At 61.4% G+C, this 18,411-nt stretch carries 18 protein-coding genes, 1 tRNA gene and 1 pseudogene; 2 read left to right on the forward strand and 18 right to left on the reverse strand.

All coding sequences use genetic code 11. From position 1 onward, the window contains the following. The first annotated feature begins 14 nt into the window (after positions 1-14). Complete coding sequence (locus MK6180000_RS08820) at positions 15-1,241, forward strand: mandelate racemase/muconate lactonizing enzyme family protein (protein WP_138934385.1); 1,227 nt, start codon at positions 15-17, stop codon at positions 1,239-1,241. Here the strand turns inward: MK6180000_RS08820 and MK6180000_RS08825 are convergent. From MK6180000_RS08825 to MK6180000_RS08860, 8 genes are all read right to left on the reverse strand, one after another. Then, positions 1,238-1,672: a PACE efflux transporter gene (locus tag MK6180000_RS08825; protein ID WP_138934386.1), complete on the reverse strand. Its 435-nt coding sequence runs from the start codon at positions 1,670-1,672 to the stop codon at positions 1,238-1,240. The two genes, MK6180000_RS08820 and MK6180000_RS08825, sit on opposite strands and share 4 nt — an antisense overlap. Positions 1,673-1,737: 65 nt before the next feature. Beyond that, positions 1,738-2,667 carry an AEC family transporter gene (locus MK6180000_RS08830; RefSeq protein ID WP_138934387.1) on the reverse strand — a complete coding sequence of 310 codons (930 nt, stop codon included), beginning with the start codon at positions 2,665-2,667 and terminating at the stop codon, positions 1,738-1,740. Positions 2,668-2,671: 4 nt separating this feature from the next. After that, positions 2,672-3,484 carry an MBL fold metallo-hydrolase gene (locus tag MK6180000_RS08835; RefSeq protein WP_138934388.1) on the reverse strand — a complete coding sequence of 271 codons (813 nt, stop codon included), beginning with the start codon at positions 3,482-3,484 and terminating at the stop codon, positions 2,672-2,674. Continuing rightward, entirely contained in the window at positions 3,484-4,317 is an 834-nt protein-coding gene (locus tag MK6180000_RS08840; RefSeq protein ID WP_138934389.1) for a TatD family hydrolase, read from the reverse strand. The genes MK6180000_RS08835 and MK6180000_RS08840 overlap by 1 nt, the downstream gene beginning before the upstream one ends. 9 nt (positions 4,318-4,326) lie before the next feature. Then, positions 4,327-5,445 (reverse strand): DNA polymerase III subunit delta', encoded by a 1,119-nt coding sequence (locus MK6180000_RS08845; protein ID WP_138934390.1) that lies wholly within the window; start codon positions 5,443-5,445, stop codon positions 4,327-4,329. Further along, a complete protein-coding gene (tmk, locus tag MK6180000_RS08850) occupies positions 5,442-6,077 on the reverse strand; it encodes a dTMP kinase (RefSeq protein WP_138934391.1) in 636 nt (211 codons plus the stop codon). Before tmk ends, MK6180000_RS08845 begins: the two co-directional genes overlap by 4 nt. Continuing rightward, positions 6,074-7,255, reverse strand: a complete 1,182-nt coding sequence (locus MK6180000_RS08855; RefSeq protein ID WP_138934392.1) for a D-alanyl-D-alanine carboxypeptidase family protein — start codon at positions 7,253-7,255, stop codon at positions 6,074-6,076. Before MK6180000_RS08855 ends, tmk begins: the two co-directional genes overlap by 4 nt. 118 nt (positions 7,256-7,373) lie before the next feature. Next, positions 7,374-8,261 (reverse strand): SPOR domain-containing protein, encoded by an 888-nt coding sequence (locus MK6180000_RS08860; RefSeq protein WP_246040471.1) that lies wholly within the window; start codon positions 8,259-8,261, stop codon positions 7,374-7,376. A gap of 244 nt (positions 8,262-8,505) precedes the next feature. On the opposite strand from MK6180000_RS08860, the gene MK6180000_RS08865 reads away from it, so the two are divergent. Next, positions 8,506-8,595: transfer RNA gene (locus MK6180000_RS08865), tRNA-Ser, on the forward strand. 261 nt (positions 8,596-8,856) lie between these two features. Here the strand turns inward: MK6180000_RS08865 and MK6180000_RS20640 are convergent. From MK6180000_RS20640 to MK6180000_RS08915, 10 genes and pseudogenes are all read right to left on the reverse strand, one after another. Next, positions 8,857-9,354, reverse strand: a pseudogene (locus MK6180000_RS20640) (IS66 family transposase); the annotation flags it as partial. A 95-nt stretch (positions 9,355-9,449) separates the two neighbouring features. Next, the gene (locus MK6180000_RS08880) at positions 9,450-10,757 is read right to left on the reverse strand and encodes an NAD(P)/FAD-dependent oxidoreductase (protein ID WP_138934395.1); all 1,308 of its coding nucleotides are present in this window, start codon (positions 10,755-10,757) and stop codon (positions 9,450-9,452) included. After that, positions 10,754-11,782: an ABC transporter ATP-binding protein gene (locus tag MK6180000_RS08885; RefSeq protein ID WP_138934396.1), complete on the reverse strand. Its 1,029-nt coding sequence runs from the start codon at positions 11,780-11,782 to the stop codon at positions 10,754-10,756. The genes MK6180000_RS08880 and MK6180000_RS08885 overlap by 4 nt, the downstream gene beginning before the upstream one ends. Next, positions 11,779-12,786 carry an ABC transporter ATP-binding protein gene (locus tag MK6180000_RS08890; RefSeq protein WP_138934397.1) on the reverse strand — a complete coding sequence of 336 codons (1,008 nt, stop codon included), beginning with the start codon at positions 12,784-12,786 and terminating at the stop codon, positions 11,779-11,781. Before MK6180000_RS08890 ends, MK6180000_RS08885 begins: the two co-directional genes overlap by 4 nt. After that, complete coding sequence (locus MK6180000_RS08895; protein WP_212751944.1) at positions 12,783-13,670, reverse strand: ABC transporter permease; 888 nt, start codon at positions 13,668-13,670, stop codon at positions 12,783-12,785. Before MK6180000_RS08895 ends, MK6180000_RS08890 begins: the two co-directional genes overlap by 4 nt. Then, the gene (locus MK6180000_RS08900) at positions 13,670-14,620 is read right to left on the reverse strand and encodes an ABC transporter permease (RefSeq protein ID WP_138934399.1); all 951 of its coding nucleotides are present in this window, start codon (positions 14,618-14,620) and stop codon (positions 13,670-13,672) included. Before MK6180000_RS08900 ends, MK6180000_RS08895 begins: the two co-directional genes overlap by 1 nt. A gap of 60 nt (positions 14,621-14,680) precedes the next feature. After that, the gene (locus MK6180000_RS08905) at positions 14,681-16,333 is read right to left on the reverse strand and encodes a peptide ABC transporter substrate-binding protein (protein ID WP_138934400.1); all 1,653 of its coding nucleotides are present in this window, start codon (positions 16,331-16,333) and stop codon (positions 14,681-14,683) included. A 76-nt stretch (positions 16,334-16,409) separates the two neighbouring features. Further along, positions 16,410-17,741, reverse strand: coding sequence for an NAD(P)/FAD-dependent oxidoreductase (locus tag MK6180000_RS08910; RefSeq protein ID WP_138934401.1), 1,332 nt, complete (start codon positions 17,739-17,741; stop codon positions 16,410-16,412). Further along, a complete protein-coding gene (locus tag MK6180000_RS20865; protein WP_281284391.1) occupies positions 17,741-17,866 on the reverse strand; it encodes a hypothetical protein in 126 nt (41 codons plus the stop codon). The genes MK6180000_RS08910 and MK6180000_RS20865 overlap by 1 nt, the downstream gene beginning before the upstream one ends. Further along, complete coding sequence (locus MK6180000_RS08915) at positions 17,863-18,369, reverse strand: MarR family winged helix-turn-helix transcriptional regulator (RefSeq protein ID WP_246040472.1); 507 nt, start codon at positions 18,367-18,369, stop codon at positions 17,863-17,865. Before MK6180000_RS08915 ends, MK6180000_RS20865 begins: the two co-directional genes overlap by 4 nt. Positions 18,370-18,411 lie beyond the last annotated feature (42 nt).

Genomic DNA, 18,411 nt, shown 5'->3' on the forward strand with positions numbered 1-18,411 from the left:
CGGAGACCCTGCTCATGCGCCTATCAACCGTCGACATCATCGTCACCTCGCCCCCTGCCCCCGGCTGGGGCGGACGCTACTGGATCCTTGTCAAGGTGCGCACTGATACTGGGCTGATCGGCTGGGGGGAATGCTACGCCGCATCTGTCGGCCCCGAGGCGATGCGCGCCGTGATTGAGGACGTGTTCGAGCGGCACATGGCGGGCGAGAACCCCGAGAACATCGAGATGATGTTCCGCCGCGTCTATTCCTCGGGCTTTACCCAGAGGCCTGACCTGACGGTGATAGGCGCGTTTTCTGGGCTGGAAATTGCCTGCTGGGATATCTTGGGCAAGGCGCGAAATCGCCCGGTTCATGCCCTGCTGGGCGGGCGCATGAACGAACGTATCCGGGCCTACAGCTACCTCTACCCCCTTCCCCACCATGACGAGGATCAGTTCTGGTCGTCCCCCGAGATGGCCGCCGAAAGCGCGGCGGAGTTGGTGGACGAGGGTTACACAGCGGTCAAGTTTGACCCCGCCGGGCCCTACACACTGCGCGGCGGGCACATGCCGTCGATGATGGATATTGACCAGTCGGTCGCCTTCTGTGCCGCAATACGCGAAGCAGTGGGCAGGCGCGCCGATCTGCTATTTGGCACACACGGCCAGTTCACGACCGCCGGCGCGATCCGCCTGGGCCACGCCATCGCACCCTACGATCCGCTGTGGTATGAGGAGCCTGTTCCACCCGATAATGTTGCCGCAATGGCGCGCGTTGCGGCGGCCACTGGCCTTAGCATTGCCACAGGCGAGCGGCTGTGTACCAAGGCCGAATTCGCACCAGTCCTGCGCGAGGGCGCGGCTAGCATCCTGCAACCCGCACTGGGGCGTGCCGGCGGCATATGGGAGTGCAAGAAGATCGCGGCCATGGCCGAGGTCTACAACGCGCAAATCGCGCCACACCTTTATGCGGGGCCCATTGAATGGGCAGCCAACGTGCAACTTGCCGCATCAATCCCGAACCTCTTGATGGCCGAGACTATCGATACAGATTTCCACCGCGACCTGATCCGGGACAGCATCCGCATCGAGAACGGCTATATCACCGTGCCCGACACACCCGGCCTTGGCATCGAAGTTGACGAAGATTTGGCCCGCGCGCACCCTTGGCGCGGCGAGGGGCTACATCTGGAAATGGCGGAAGCGCCTTGCAATTATCACGGCCCCAACCGCTTCTTGGGCGGCGCGCCAAGGGATTAATGCGCGGACTTGGTGGCCTGATCCGGAATTGGAAACAAGATATCGTAAATCCAGTTATAGGCGAACGCGTAGACGAGGTAGAACAGCGCAAAAGAGAGATCCATCCAGAACGCCTGAATGAGGCTGATCCCCAAATACCACGCGATGAAGGGCAACAGCACCACAAGCAGGCCAAGCTCGAACAGGATCGAATGGATCACGCGTAGGCCAATCCCCTTACGGGTGTGGCCCATGCGGGCCTGCGTCATCCGGTCGAACATCAGGTTGTAAAGATAGGTCCAGCACGTCGCCAACGTCGCGCTGACCACGGCGACCATGCCAATATCATGCATTGGCATGCCAAACGCCCAGCCGCCAACCGGAATCACAATAGCAAGGCCCAGCACCTCGAATAGAACCGCATGACGGATACGGTCGGCAGTGGTACGCATCGCAGTTTCCTAGATAAGATTGCGGCACCAGCCCTAGCGCCGTGATGACGTGGCTGCAACCGGCGCTAGGGCAACAGGCCCAGCCAAATCCACGCAGTCAGGATGGACAGCGCCGTGGCGATAAGCACCGCTGATGCGGCAACGCGGCGCGCGACGCCGTACATGTTGGCAAATATATAGGCATTGACCCCCGGCGCCATCGCGCCCGTGATGACCGCACTGCGCATCGCATTATCCGGCAGGCTGAACAGCATCCCAAGGGCAAACGTAATCGCCGGATGCACGCACAGGGCAATGACGCAAACCATTGCGATCACCCGCAAATCGCCCTCTGGTCGGTACTGCACCAGCACGCCGCCAAGGCCGAATAGCGCAGCAGGCAGCGCCGCGCGCGCGATCAGGTCCAGCCCGCTTTGCAAGGGGCCAGGCACTGCCAGACCCGACATATTGACGATCACGCCAAGCAATATCCCCAAGATCAGTGCATTGCTAAACATTGCTGTCAGCACCTTGCGCGCCACAGCAAAGGGCGCCACGCCGCGTGCGCGCGTGATCTCCATCGCGGTAATACCCACGGCGTAGCAAAAGGGCGAGTGCAGCGCGATGATGGCAAAGTTTGCCTCAAGGGCGCTGGCGCCATACGCCCGCTCAGTGATCGGCAAGCCCATGAGGACAGAGTTGGAGAAAAGACAGCAAAAGCCGATGGCAATCGCTTCTTCCCAGCTGCGACCAAAGATCAGCCGCGCGCCAAACGTGCCGAGGGTGAAGCCCGCCAGCGCACCTGCATAGAAGCTAAACAGCAGCGGCGCGTTGAAATTATCGCCCAGATCCAGCTGGGAAATGGCGGTGAAAAGCAGGCATGGAATGGCGAAGTTTTGCGTGAATTGGATCAGTCCGTCGACACCGCTTTGGGCGAACCAGCCCAGCCAGACGACCAGATAGCCTGCGCCGATGACGACGAAAACCGGCAGGACCACGTCAAGCAGCGCGCTCATCTCGTCAAATCTCGACCGTGAGGGTCATGCCGTCATAGGCCACATCGACGCCCGCAGGCATCTCGGCCAGCAGCGTGCGGTAGTCCATGTCGGTGTGCATGTTGGTGATGATACCGCGCTGCGGGGCCGCACGCGCGATCCACTCAAGGCTGCGTTCCAGATGGATATGAGTCGGATGCGGCGTACGGCGCAGCGCATCAAGAATCCAGATATCGAGGCCCTGTACCATTTCCCAGCACTCCGGCCCCATGTCCGCGACATCGGGCAGGTAGGCGACGTCGCCAATTCGAAATCCCAGCGCGTCGATGGCACCGTGATTGACCTGAAATGGCGACAGCGTGATTGATCCGCCTGCGCCGGTGATCGTCACATCGCCGTCAATCGTGTTCATGTCCAGAATTGGCGGATAGCTGGACCCTTTGATCTGAACAAACGCGTAGTCGAACCGCGACTCCAGCGCCGCGCGCGTGTTGGGATCGGCCCACACTGGCAGGCGTCCGGGCATGTTAAACACCACGATGCGCAGATCATCCAGCCCGTGGCAGTGATCGGCATGACTATGCGTGAACACCACAGCATCCAGCGTGCCGACCCCTTGGCGCAGCAGTTGTTGGCGCATGTCGGGTGACGCGTCAATCAGCACGCGGGTCAGTCCACCATCCGCGCCCTCCTGCTCGATCAGGACGGAGCAGCGCGTGCGCCTGTTGCGCGGCTCGTTCGGGTCGCAATTGCCCCAATTGCCACCGGGAGTGTCGGCAAGGCGAGGCACCCCCCCGGACGAGCCGCATCCGAGAATGATGAAACGGCGCGTCGCCATTAGCCCTGCCCCCGGGTCTGTGCAGCATCATATGCCGCGACTTTGGAGAACAGCCTGTCAAAGTTCGCCTGCGTTTGCGCAGCAAAATCCGGCCAATCCATGCCCATCGTCTCGGCGCCCTTTTTCGCGGTATGCGCGGTATAGGCAGGCTCGTTCCGGCGGCCTCGGTGGGGAGGTGGGGCAAGGTAGGGCGCATCCGTTTCCACCAGTATCCGGTCGCGCGGTGCGGCGGCAAAGATGTCGCGCAACTCGCTGCTTTTGGGAAAGGCGGTGATGCCCGACATGCTGAGGTAGAAGCCCAGATCCAGCGCGCGGCGCGCCAATTCGGCGCCAGAGCTAAAGCAATGCATGACGCACGAATACGCGCCATTGCGGTATTCCTCGGCCAGAATTCGCGCCATGTCATCGTCGGCGTCGCGCGCGTGGATGATCAGTGGCAGGCCCGTCTGGCGCGCCGCCGCGATATGAATGCGAAGGGAGGTTTTCTGAACCTCGGCGCTGTCGGCAGTATAGTGATAATCCAGCCCAGTCTCGCCGATGCCGACGAATTTGGGATGATCCGCCAGCGCAATCAGCTCGTCCACGGTTACCAGCGGCTCGTCAGCCGCGCTCATCGGGTGGGTGCCGGCGGCGTAGAAGACCGGGCCATGCGCCTCGGCTATTGCGCGCACGGCAGGTTCCTGCCGCAGTTTGGTGCAAATCGTAACCATCCGCGTGACGCCCGCTGCCACCGCGCGTTCGATCACCTGCGGTAATTCCTCGCCAAAGTCGGGGAAATCGAGGTGGCAGTGGCTGTCGGTTATCTGGACCCGATGGGTGTCGTCGCCTGTCATGCTGGCCCTTCAGGCGGGCTGCCCCGCCGCCGTTTTTTGTATTCTGAACACGGTATCTAGGACGAGTGCGGCAGGGTCAAGGTTGACCGCCCGTCCATGGCGCATCCGTGCGCCAACGTCCTGTGCGCAGTCGGCCCAGCCTCGCGCCGCTGCCAGATCGGGCGCCACATGGGCCAGCATGCGCGCCTCACCGGGCGCACCCTCTGGGCTGGGTGTGGTCCCTGTCGCGCCAGTGGCGGCCATCCGGCCTAGCAGCAGCTCCATCAGCCAGATCAGCAGATCAAGACGGTCCGCCGCGCCCCGCTGCGCTGCCGCATTCGCCAGTGCCAGCGCTCGGGGGCGGTCAATATTGGGTAAATCCGCAAAGAGTTGGACCAACTCAGAGTAAAGAGCCAGCCCGCCCAGATTGATCAGGCGCGCCGCCTCGCCAACCGACCCGCCAGAGAGAGCCGCGAGCGCGGGAATATCATCCCCCTGCTCAATCCCCGCCTGTACCAGCGCATCGGCCATATCCTGCGCGCTCAGCGGCGGCAGGCGCAACTCGCGGCAGCGCGACCGAATAGTCGGCAAAAGGCCAGAGGGCTGGTGGCTGATCAGGAAAAAGGTTGTGCGCGCAGGCGGCTCCTCCAGCATTTTCAGCAGGGAGTTGGCGGCTTGCACGTTCATCTCGTCTGCGCTGTCGATTAGGACCGCACGCCGCCCACCATCGGTACTGGAAAGCGACAGAAAGTTGTGCAAACTGCGCACATCCTCGGCGCGGATAACATCGCGCAAGCGCTTGGTATCGTCGTTCAACTTGCGTGTGATATGGTACATCTGCGGCTCGGACCGGGCCAAGAGGCGCCGCGCAACCGGGTGATCCGGCGCTATACCCAAGCTGTCTGGCGTGTCCGCACCGAACATGCCGCCGCCATCGTCGTGGGCCAGTAAAAATCGCGCGGCGCGCCATGCGAACGTCGCCTTGCCCACACCGCGAGGGCCGGTGATCATCCACGCGTGATGCAGGCGGCCGCTGTTGAACGCGTCCAGAAACGCCGCCTCGGCCGCGCCCTGCCCGATCAGGCGCTGCGTCTCGCGCGGATGCGGCGCGCCCTCAATGCAATCAGGTTGCGGGGTGTCGTCGGTCATCCCATCCGCTCCGCCACAGTGGCTTGCACGTCTGCCGCCACCGCATCCACATCGCGCGCGCCATTTATGACGCGAATACGTTGCGGAAATTCGGCAGCGAGCGCCAAGAAGCCCTGCCGCATCTGAGCCTGCAAATCCCCACCAAACGCCTCAAATCTGTCCTCGCCTCCGCCACCTGCGGCGACACGGGCAACAGCGCGGGCCAGCCCTGCGCTAGCGTCCATGTCGATGAGGATGGTCAGATCAGGCTCCTGCCCAATCATCAGATCGTGCAGCGCGTCCACCTGCGCGCGTAGGCCCGCACCGCGCAGACCTTGATACATACGTGTGCTGTCGGCAAAGCGGTCGCAAATCACGGTACGGCCAGCGGCCAGCGCGGGGCGCACCGTGCGCTCCAGATGGTCGCGGCGGGCTGCGGTAAAGAGCAGCAATTCAGTCTCGGGCGACCAGCGGTCAGGTGCGCCGTTCAGCACCAATGCGCGTATTTCCTCGGCGCCCGGGCTGCCCCCCGGCTCGCGCGTCAGGATCGCGTCATGGCCGCCAGCCTGCAAATGGGCGTGCAGCATCCGCGCCTGCGTGGACTTGCCCGACCCGTCGATCCCTTCAAAGCTGACAAAGAGGCCAGCGCTCACAGCGCCCCCTCAGGCCCCTGTTGCAGCCGCTTGAGCAATAGGCCCGACACCGTTTGCAGCCGCGTGACGAACCCGCCGCGCGCCACATCTGCCCCTGCCAGCAGCGGCACGCGCGTCTCAGGCATCCCCTCGGGGGCGACGACCAGTTCGGCGACTTGCGTGCCCGCAGCAATGGGCGCCTGAAGCGGGCCGGTGTAGATCACTTCGGCTTTGATCTGATCGCCGCCCAGAACGGGCAGCAGCATGGTCAGATCGGCGCCCGTAACGAGGCCGACAGTGGCCGCATCGCCCATCCACACCTCGGCCTGCGCGACATCGGTCCCGGCAGTCACCAGCGTGTTTTCGGCAAATTGGCGAAAGGCCCAGTTGACGATCGCCTCCGATTCCTCGGCGCGGGCCTGCGCAGTGGTCAGACCAGACAGGACAAACAGAACGCGCCTGTCGTCCTGTTTGGCCGATCCGACGAGGCCGTAACCCGCCGCCTGAGTATGCCCTGTTTTCAGCCCATCCGCACCAATACCAAGGTTCAGTAGCGGATTGCGGTTTTGCGTGTTCTGCGGCGCGCGGCCATCGAAGGCGAACTCAGTCTCAGCGAACATCGGATAGAATTGCGGGAAATCGGCAATGATATGACGCGACACAAGCGCCAGATCACGCATGCTCATCCGGTGATTTTCTGCGGGCCATCCGTTGGAATTGGCAAAGGTCGAGTTTGTCATGCCCATCTGCTGCGCGCGCGTCGTCATAAATCGGGCAAAGCCGGCCTCAGTCCCATCGGGGCTGAGCGCCTCGGCGATGACAGCGCAGGCATCATTTCCCGACAGCACGATGATGCCGCGCAAGAGATCCTCGACCGAAACCCTGTCTGTCGTATCAAGGAACATGGTTGAGCCGCCATAGCTCATCGCGTGGCGCGAAACCGGCAGCTTTTCATCCAGCGACAGGCGTCCGTCGCGGATCGCCTCAAACGTTACATAGAGCGTCATCAGCTTGGACATCGAAGCCGGCGGCAGCGGCTGATCTGCGTTTTTACTCAGCAGAACCGTTCCGGTCCCCATATCGACGACATAGGCGGCTTTGGCTGCCGTCTCAAAGGCGGCGGCGGGCAGCGCGAGGCAAACGATTGCCAGCGCCGCGCAGGCGGCCCTGAGTTGAGTGAATGTGCGGGCTGTGGGCATAGCTTTGCGTCGCGCTCCGTCTGTTGTGTGCAGTCTGTGGTGGTCGGTTCACGGTGGTCGGTTCACGGTGGTCGGTTTGTATTAGGCAGTTCGGCCCGCCCGTCAGGCGGGACCGATATTAGTTTTTGACGGCATAGGCATCGTCAAACCCGACGCCCTTGATCTTTTTCAGCAGCGCGGCCTGTTCGGACGCGGATCCTGCGGGGCCGACGATGACGCGCCAGAACGTCTTGCCCTGGCTGCCCTCCTCGCGGACGCTTGGAACCATGCCTGCCTGGCGCATCGCGGTCGCAGTATTCTCGGCGTTCTGCTCAACCGAGAAGATGCCGATCTGAATATATGGCTGGTCCAATGATGACGCCTTTGGCGCCGGCGCAGGTGCGGCGGCCACGACCTGTTCGGGCTGCGGCGTACCAGTAGCGGACGGGCGCGTGGCGTCTGCCGCCTCAATGGCGGCGGCTGCAGCACCCTCAACCGCGTCAAGGCTGCTTGTCTCGATCGCACCGGGCGTTAGCGTCTCGGCGCCGTCCTCGGACGCGTCAGCGGGCGCCTCCTCGCGGCGAAGGGCAGTCACGTTTAGCTGCGCCGGAGCGCCGGCGAGCATCCCCAGCGCGGCAGCCGCGTCGGACGATACCTGAAATGCGGGTCCGGGCGTGGCCCGCTCGCGTCGAAAAAGCGCGCCAATGACGAATTTCGAATTGGCAGTATTGCGGATGATAACCCGCTCGGGATCCGTAACGTCCGGATGCGCAACCCAAACCCCGCCCAGCGATGGGCGCCCGTCCCACAATCCCTTATCGGTGACCTGAAAGACGCTTGGCGCCTCAACGTCGCGCTCAACCAGCCGGACCGACGATGCGTCGCCAGAGACCGATGCGGCATCAGACTTGGCCTTGAACAGGCCGCCGCCTTCCGTGCCTTCGCATCCTGCCAACGCCAGAATTGCCGCGCCGCCAAGCGCCGCCTTGCGCCAAAATTGCGCATCACCGTCCATCGAAAAATCCATGCTTCGCCCCTCGCCTGTTCGCCAGATCAACACCTGCCGCATATGGGCCGGTCCGGATCGGCCGCATTTCGCCTGCCACCGCAGTCTGTGCCGCGTGCGCGCACTCTAGCTGCCGTATCCAGCCAAGAAAAGCGTCCAGTGCCAATTCGGCGGATTTCCCCTGCCACGCCACAAGTCCAACTGCGGAAAAATTGCGAATGAGGTACTTTTAGAATCGCGGCAAGACGCCTACACACACCACGTCGGAGGAGTGGCAGAGTGGTCGAATGCACCGGTCTTGAAAACCGACGAGGGTGTAAGTCCTCCGTGGGTTCGAATCCCACCTCCTCCGCCAGAGCCCAATTCCTTCAAGAGCGGCGCCTAAGTCAGCATTTGGATTAGTTCGCTGGCCCCGCTGTTGGAATTAGGATGCGCTCACTTGTGACGTCCGCTTGATCCGGATCTTAATAGTGACCGCGTCAGCAGTACAAGATCGGTTTCGTCGCTCAAACAGTAAGCGTCCGGTGTGACCGCCTTATATCGTGGTTTTCCATGGCAGCAGATCGCCGACGCGGTTGATCTTGTAGTCGGGGATGCGGGCAAAGGTGTCGGCTAGTCAGCCATGCGGATCAACACCATTCAGTTTGGCGGTTTCAATCAATGTGTAGGCGATTGAGGCAGCGTTGCCTTCGATCTGCAAACTCACGAGGAGGTAGTCCTTCCGGCCAATAGCGATTGAGCGCATAGCCTGCTCGGCCGTGTCGTTGTCCAACTCCAGTATGCCGTGCTCAAGGTAGGGTCTGAGCCGTGCCATGCGCGTCTGTGCGTGTCTGATGGCATCCGCCAGTGGCGACTTTTAGGAGATGCTGGACAACTGGGCGCGCAGCCAAGCTTCCAGCTCCTCGAAGATCGGTTTTGTCATTGCCTGCCTGAGTTGAGCACGGCGTTCGGGCGGTGATTCAAGCGCCTCCTTATAAACTGCGTAGAGTTGCGCGATGCGGTCGATAGCTTCATTGGCGATTGCCGGGCCTTGGAACCTATGGATATCGACCAACCTGCGCCTGGAATGCGCGCTGCAGGCAACCTCACGGATATCGCCCGAGCGGTTGAGGTCTTCAAAGCCGGCGTCTCGCGCGCGCCAACCTTAGATCCCGTCGCTGTCTCTTGGTATTGCTCACGCCCCTCACCGGGCCAATCGACAAGCTACGGCTACCAAGGCCGCGAAGGCTGACCATCGCGCCATTCATCCCATCGATCGCGCAACTCGTAGGCGCGTAAGGCTAGCTGCGGCGCTATGGCCATATAGCTTGGTGCCTGCGCCAAAGGCTCCAACGGCAGAGCCAGATCTGCCTCGGGCACGTCATTGGCCCAATCGGTCAGCACTTGCCCTACTGTCCAGCCTGTCGGCACACCGCGCCCGGACAGGCCTGTAACGGCGATGGCCCCCTCGCCCAGATGATAGAGGCGCGGGATGGTGTTGCGTTGCATATCCAGCTCGCCGGTCCATAGACACTCCCACTGAAGCCGCTTCGGCAGGCTGGGGTGATGAAAGCGCAGACGGCTATCCAGCAAGCGCAGCATTCTTGACCGGCTACCGAACATGCGCGGAAACATTGAGGCGACGATCCGGCCATATGCGTCGCGCTTGTAGACAAGAATATTGCCGCGGCCGTCATGGGCCGTGACATTTTGCGGCAAAACCTCAGTCGCGTTCGGCATGGGCCGCGTCGCGCCCACCATTACACGCATGATGCGAAAGGTTCGGTCCAGTCCCGGCCACCCTCCTTGCGTATAGGCGCCAGTGGCAAAGATCACTTTATCAGCCATCACCGTGCCGCCCGGCGTCGCAACGCGCCATCTGGCACCGTCCCGCTGCGCCCCGGTGACGGGCGAGCGGGTGTGGATGCGCGCGCCATGTCCCTGCGCCGCACGGGCAAGACCGCGCGAGAGGCCCATTGGGTTCAGATGCGCACCGCCCGGATGCACCCAGCCACCGAACTGGCCATGCATGCCAGTGATGGCGCGCACCTCGTCTGCATCAGCGAGCCGGGTGGATTGTCCGGCAGCGTTGTAATCGTCACGCTTCTGCGCCATCGCCGCCAGTCGCCCCCGGGTCGAGGCGCACATGACATAGCCGTTTTGCACCCATTCACATTCGATGTCGTAGGAGGCTACGATCTGTGCAATCTGGTCAGCCGCGCTTAGCTGAAGCCCGATCACCGCGTCGCCGCGCCGGGCACCCAGCATCTCGATTACACCGCTCAGGCTGTGATGGTGGAATGTCGGCGTGCAGTGTCCCGCATTGCGCCCCGATCCGCCAAAGCCGACTTCGTCCGCCTCTAGAACGACAACAGACCGGCCCTCTTTGGACAGGTTTAGCGCCGTGTGAAGGCCACAATAGCCAGCACCTATGATGCAGATTTCTGCCTCGACCGCGCTGTCCAGTGGCTGCGCCTCGTCGGCCGGGGGGGCCGTGCGCGGCCACAGAACGTCGGAAATGGGGGAAAAGCGGGTCATGCAGTGTCACGCGTGGGCACGCTTTGCTGCGTGGCAGAGGCAAGGGTCAAATCATCGCGAATGCACGCGGTCTTGTGCCCCGGCGCAACCTCGCGCAGCGCAGGCAGATCAGCGGCACAGGCATCCAGCGCATAGAGGCAACGCGTGCGAAATGGACACCCCGAGGGCGGATTGACGGCGCTTGGAATGTCGCCTTTCAGAACGATACGCTTGGCACGATCCCGGGCCTCGGGCGTGGGCGCGGCCGATAGCAATGCCTCGGTATAGGGGTGCTGGGGCGCCGAAAATAGAGCGCGGGTTGGGGCCAGCTCGACGATGCGGCCCAGATACATGACGGCGACGAAATCCGACACATGCCCCACCACAGCCAGATCGTGTGTGATGAATAGCATGGTCAGTTGCATGTCCCGCTGCAGCTTGGCGAACAGGTTTAGCACCTGGGCCTGAACCGACACGTCAAGGGCCGATACCACCTCGTCCGCCATGATAAAATCGGGGTGCACCATCAGGGCGCGGGCGATGCCAATGCGCTGGCGTTGCCCCCCCGAGAACTCGTGTGGGAAGCGGTCGATATAGGCTGCGGGCAGACCGACACGCTCCAGCATTTCGGCGGCGCGGTCGCGGCGCGCAGCGCGGCTTAGGTCGCGCTCATGAAAGCGAAGCGGCACGCCCAGCGTCTCATTCACGCTCATCCGAGGGTTGAGGCTGCTGAAAGGATCTTGAAACACCATCTGCATCCGGCGGCGCAGTGCCTTCATTTCGTCCTTGGATGCTGACGCTAAATCCATGCCGTCAAATTTGATCGTCCCGGAGGTTGGGCTGTCCAGCCCCATGACGGCGCGACCGAATGTCGATTTGCCTGACCCCGACTCGCCAACGAGGCCCAGAACCGAGCGGTGTGGGATGTCGATGGTAATGCCGTCTACGGCCTTGACCCAAAGGCTGGGGCGTCCAAAAAGACCAGCGCGCAGCGGGAAATGCTGCTTGAGGTCGATGGTCTGGATCAGGGGGGTATTTTCGCTCATCCATTTGCCTCCGACAGTTCCTGCCAGCGTTTGCAGCGCACCATGTGCCCGCGTCCGGCATCCTCCAGCGGCACTGGGGGCACGTCGCACAGCCCCTCGCGCACATGGCGGCATCGCGGGTGGAACGAGCATCCCACCGGCAGGTTCGCTGGATCGGGCACAAATCCGTCGATGGTCTGCAATTCGCCTTGCTTCAAGCCAGCTGTTTGCAGCTTCGGCACCGCGCTCATCAGGCCGCTGGTGTATGGCATCAGAGGGCGGCCAAGAACGGTATCCGTCTCGCCCTCTTCGACCATTTCGCCGGCATACATCACGATGGTGCGGTCGGCGACGTCGGCGACGACACCAAAATCATGGGTGATGAACAGCATCGCCATGCCAGTGTCAGCTTGCAGGCGGCGCAGCAGGTCAATGATCTGCGCCTGAACTGTCACGTCCAGCGCTGTCGTCGGCTCGTCCGCTATCAGGATGTCGGGCTCCAGCGCCAGCGCGATGGCGATCATAATGCGCTGGCGCATTCCACCCGACAGCTCGTGCGGATATGTCCCCAGCCGCGCGGCGGCGTCGGGGATGCCGACCTGCTCAATCAGTTCGACCGCGCGGGCGCGGGCCGCCTTGCGCGTCATACGGCGGTGGCTGCGGATCGCCTCAACAATCTGGGCGCCAACGGTGTGAACCGGGTTCAGCGATGTCAGCGGCTCCTGAAAGATCATCGCAATTCTGTCGCCGCGCACGCGGCGCATGCGCGATTCCGGCAATGTCAGCAAATCTGCGTCACCCTTCCCATGCAGGATAATGCGCCCGCCTGTGACCGATTGCGGCGGCGGTGGCAGAAGACCCATGATGCCAAGGCTGGTCACCGATTTTCCCGACCCCGACTCGCCCACCAGTGCCAGCGTCTTGCCCGCCTCCAGCGTGAAGTTGACGCCGCGAACGACGGTCACAACCTTGCCTTCGGACCTGAACCCGATGCTCAAATCCTCCACTGTCAGGAGCGCGTTCATGGCAGATCACTCCTTGCATCCAGCGCGTCGCGCAGCCCGTCACCGATAAAATTAAAGCTGGTAACGGCCATCGTAATCGCCACCCCCGGCACCAGCGCCAGCCATGGTGCGGTATCCAGATATTGCTGCGCGTTGTTCAGCATGTTGCCCCAGCTGGGCATCGGCGGCTGGATGCCATAGCCGAGAAAGCTGACATAGGCCTCAATCAGGATTGCGCGCGCGACAGTCAGCGTGGCGGCGACGATGATGGGACCAATGATGTTCGGCAACAGCTCGCGGAACATGATCCAGCTGTGCGATGCGCCGCTGATACGCGCGGCGGTCACAAAATCACGCTCGCGAAGCGACCGAATTTCCGCCGAGACAATGCGCGCGATCTCCATCCAGCTAGTTGCGGCGATGATAAGAGTGATCATCAGCGCACTCGGCTCCAAAAACGCGGCAAGCGTCAGCAGCAGGAATATCTGCGGAAAGCACAGAACTGAATCGGTAAAGCGCATAAGAATGGTGCCTGTCACCTTGCCAAAATAGCCCGCAACCAATCCTATGACGGCGCCAAACAGTGTCGACAGGACCATCGCGGCCACGCCCACCATCAGCGACACACGGCCGGCCATAAAGAGGCGCGCAGCCAGATCGCGCCCCATCTCATCCGTGCCAAGGATGTATGTCTCCGTCCCCGGCGGCTTGAACCGGTCAATGATGTGGATCTCGAGCATGCCGTGCGGCAGCAGCCATGGTCCGGCGACGCATAGGGCCGCGATGACGCTAATCATTACCAGCCCTGTGATTGCCAGCCTGTGGCGCACGAACCGGCGCACTCCGCGTGATGAAGTCCAAGGGCCATGCTTTGCGCTTGCTACGGGGGTTGCTACATTCGCCATCATTCCAACCTCACCCTTGGATCGACACTTGCCACCAGAATGTCGGCGACCAAATTGCCCAGCAGAACAAAGATCGCCGTGAACATCAGCACACCCATGATGACCGGGTAGTCGTTGTAGCCAAGACTATCGAGAAAGAGGCGCCCGATGCCTGGCCATGTGAAGACCGTCTCTGTCACCAACGCGCCCGACAGCAGCGTCGGCAGCTGAATGCCTGCCAGCGTGATCATCGGGATCAGCGCGTTGCGCAGAATATGCACATATAGGACACGGGGGCGGGTCAGACCCTTGGCCCGTGCAGTGCGCACAAAATCCTGGCCGATAACGTCCAGCATGGACGAGCGCATATAGCGCGACCAGATGGCAACATTGACCAGCGCCAGAACGGCGGACGGCATGATAAGGTGGCGCGCATAGTCCAGCACGCTTTCGTCGCCGATTGAATACATGTTGCCTGACGGCAGCCAGCCCAGCTTTAGCGAAAAGACATAAATCGCGACGAGGCCGAACCAGAATGTCGGGATCGACAGCGCGATCATTGCGCCAACGGTGGCCAGATAGTCGAAGGCGGAGTAGCGCCGCGTCGCGCCCAGCACGCCCACCAGCGTCCCAAGCCCGACCGACAGGATGGTAGAGCTGATGACCAGCAGCAGCGTAGCAAAGAGGTGGCCCATAATGATGTCGAGCACGGCCCGGCCATCGCGAAAACTGTGCCCCCAATCGCCAATAACCAGCCCCGTGAACCAATCAAACCATTGCACCGGCAGTGGCCTGTTCAGGCCCATCCGCTCGGCTATTTTGGCAAGCTCGACTTGGCTCATGCCCGGAGACAGGGCAAATTGAGATAACGGCCCGCCGGGGGCGAGGTGCAGGATGGTGAAGCCCAAAATCGACACCAGAAAAAGCAACAGCAGGCTGTGGCCCAGTCGGTGCAAAATAAATCTCAGCATGGCCGCCTCTCCCGTGATAGTCGGCCCGCCGAATTTCGGCGGGCCGGCGGTTCAGTCAGGTTAGCTCCAGCGCCACTGCCCTACATTCCATGTCTCGATCCGTACGTTCACGTTTGCCATGAACCCTTCAAGGTCGGATTTGTGACCGCGCAGGTTGGCATACTGAAAGATCGGCAGGAATGGTCGATCCTCGTGGACCAGCATCTGGATCTCGTCATAGACCACCTTGCGCTCTTCCGGCACAAAGAGGCTTCCGCCCTTCTTCAGCAGTTCGTCCACCTTGTCGTTGTGATATTGCCATGTGTTTTGGCCGGCGCCGCCCTGTGCGCTAATGCCGTCAGAGGACAGATAGTTTGACACGTCGGGATCGGGGCCAGTGGTATAGTTGATGCCAACCATGACGCTGTCAAATTGTGACATCATCCAGTATTCGCCCCACATGACGGCTGGCGGCAGATTCGAGATCTGCATGTCGACGCCGATCGACGCATAGGTCTGCTGAATAAATTGCTGCGCCTGCTCGCGAACGCTATTGCCTGCGGTCGTTGAGTTCTTAAACGACAGACGTACGCCATCCTTTTCGCGGATCCCGTCCGCGCCCGGCATCCATCCCGCCGCATCCAAGACTTCGGCGGCTTTGGCCACGTCGTATTCTGCGACCGGCAGGTCCTGATTGTAGTAAAACGACTCCTTGGGCAGAAAACTCTCGGTTGACTGGGGGATGCCGTAGTAGATCGCCTCGACGATGGAATTGCGGTCCAGCGCCAGCGATAGCGCACGGCGCACCTCGGGGTCTTTGAATTGCGGCGCTTCGGTGTTGAAGCTGATCGACTCTACTGTCGCCGACGGCATTTTGACGACCGTGCGGCCCTCGATCTGCTGCGCCTGCTCGTAGCGGTCGGGCTGGATGCCCTGAAGGCCAATCACGTCAATATCGCCGGTACGGAACTGCGTATAAAGTACAGTCATGTCCGGTATATAGCGAAAGATAGCCTTTTCCAGATAGGGTCCATCGCCGAAATATTCCGTATTGGCATTCAACAAGATGTAATTGCCCGCCACCCGTTCGCCGAACTTAAACGCTCCAGTACCAACTGGATCGTTGCGGAAATCGGTCTGATTGGGGTCCTCAGCGCCGCCAAGTATGTGTTCAGGCACCATAAATGTCCAAGACAAGATCGCCGGATAGGGCGCGAAAGGCGATTCCATTTCCCATGTCAGTTCGTGATCGTTCACGATCTGGATGTTGCGCACCAGTTCATGGCCGGTGCGGCGCATGGCACCAAAATTCGGGTCCTGCTGAAGCTCGATGGTGAATTTCACGTCTTTGGCGGAAAACGGCTCGCCGTCGTGCCACGTCACGTCGTCGCGTAGCTTTATTCGCCAATTCAAGCCGTCCTCGGAGATGCCTCCATTTTCGACTGTAGGCACCTCGGTAACCAAAGCGGGCTGGAACTTGCCCTCTGGATCGACGGTAAAGAGCGGATCGAAAATATTGAAATGGATGCCTTCGTCGACCTCGATATGGGGCATGTGGGGATGCATCACCGTTGGCTCTTGCGAGAAACCGATGATGACCTGGCCGGATGCGTCCTGCGCCGACAGCCGCCGGGCTGACAGGCCCGACATCATCAGCGTTATGCCAGCCGTGCCCGTCTGCAGCAGTCTGCGGCGGTTGATGCCTGCGCCCTTGGGGCCATTTTCGCTATTCATGTCATCTCTCCTTGTTGCTGGTTTTTATGTCTTTTCTTTTTTCAGTCAGTGTCAGTGAGGATCAGTTTGCCGAAGTTTAGTATCCAAGTTGCGGCGCGACCCGGCTGCCGTCTGTGAAACGTGAAAACCGGAATTCATGCGGATCGACCCGCGGTGTGCGACCCAGCACGATATCTGCCATCAGCCCGCCCGCCGCCGGCCCAATACCAAACCCGTGCCCTGAAAACCCACTTGCGATGTGCAGGCCGGGCACAGAATCTACCGCCGATATGACTGGGATCGCGTCGGGCGTGACGTCAATGCAGCCGGCCCATGTCTGGGCTACGGTGGCGTTTTTCAGCGCGGGAAACGCAGCACCGACTCTCGCCATCAGCGAATTCAGCATGCGCGGCGAAGGCGCGGGATCAAACACGCGCTCGCGCTCGAACGGGGTCACATCGCCTTCGCCCCAAGATTTTGCGCGGCGCGCCTCATGAAAAAACCGGCCCGACAGGCGGAAATGCAGATCACGGTGCTGCATTTTCAGCGCGCGCAGGTATCTTGTTGCGTAGCGAAAGGAGTTTGGCACGATTTCAACGGTGTTCCCCGACCCGGCTGAGATGCTGTATCCGCCATCGTCGCGTTTGCGCATCGCGTAATTGGTCGTCCATATTGCCTGCTCTGGCCCGCCTTCTACCGGATCTGTGCGCAACACGTGGCTTACGACGCCCAGCGACGGCAGGTCGATGCCCAAATTGCCCAAAAACAGGTTCGACCACATTCCGCCCGCAACAACGACAGAGGTGCACGCAATCCGGCCCCGTTCGGTCACCACGCCGGTGATGCTGCCGCCCTCGGTCTCGACGCAGCGCACGGCGCAATTCGTCAGGATATGCGCGCCCTTGTCGCGTGCGGCCTCGGCAATGGCGGGCGCGGCTTTCTGCGGCTCCGCCCGGCCATCCTCAGGAGTGTAGAGAGCGCCGACACCTTGCAAATTGGCGTCTGGGAACATCTGCTGCATTTCGGCGGGCCGCAGCATGCGGGCCTGCATCTGGTACGGCAACAGATGGTCCTTCCACCTGTTGTAGCCTTCGAATGTCGCCTCGTCTTCGCAGACAAAGCAAATGCCGGCCGGCCGATATCCGGTATCGCGCCCCGTGCGGCTGTCAAGGTCGCGCCAAAGGCGGATAGCCTCGGCCATCAGCGGGACCTCGCGCGGATCGCGGCGTGATATACGCACCCAGCCCCAATTGCGGCTTGATTGCTCATGCGCGATGCCGCCCTTTTCGCAGATGGCCACACGCTGGCCGGCCTCGGCCAATTCCAGCGCAGTCGCGCACCCTATGATGCCGCCGCCAATAACTACGACATCCACAGATTGCGGCAGATCGGTATCGCCTTCGACGTGAATGGGTGTAGGGCCGGGCATCAGGAATATCGCTCCGGCGCATATTCAGCGATAACGCGGTACATCTCAGAATGAGCACAGCCGGGATGGATGGCGGCGCTGGCGCGCCTGCTGGCACCAGAATTCAATGCGACCTTATCGGTCATTTTGCTCGCTCCTCCCTGATCTTGCGATAAATGTTCCGCGTGATCCGCATCAGCGCGTCGCGGTCATCTTGCGGCACAAAGGCGAAAAACTCATCCGACTGCGTCTTGACTATGCCGCGCACCTTTTCTGCCAGCACATGCCCGGATGGCGTGATATAGAGACCGAACGCGCGCCGCTCGCCGGGTGTTTCTCGCTTTATAATCAGCTTGTTGCGGACCAGTTGAGTGATAATCCGACTTGTACTAGGTCTGTCGCGTAATGTGGCCTCTGCAATCGCGGAGGCCCGTATTCCCGGGTGCGAGTCGATCAAAAGCAGCGCTGTGATCTTGCCAGTACCGCGCGCGACCTCCAAGTTTGCCAGCCGCGAGTCCAAGTCAGTAGAGAGCACATAGCTCGCCGATCGGACGTAGAAACTGAGCAGGTCGTCGAGGCAGTCAAGATCTTCAACGTCGAGAGACGCCAAACTGCCATTCGCAATCTTGTCTAGGTTCCGCTCGCGCATGAACATCTCCTCGGCAATAGGTTAACGCCAAGTCAGTTGCGA

It is taken from the genome of Roseovarius arcticus, from assembly GCF_006125015.1.
GTDB classification, from domain to species: domain Bacteria; phylum Pseudomonadota; class Alphaproteobacteria; order Rhodobacterales; family Rhodobacteraceae; genus Roseovarius; species Roseovarius arcticus.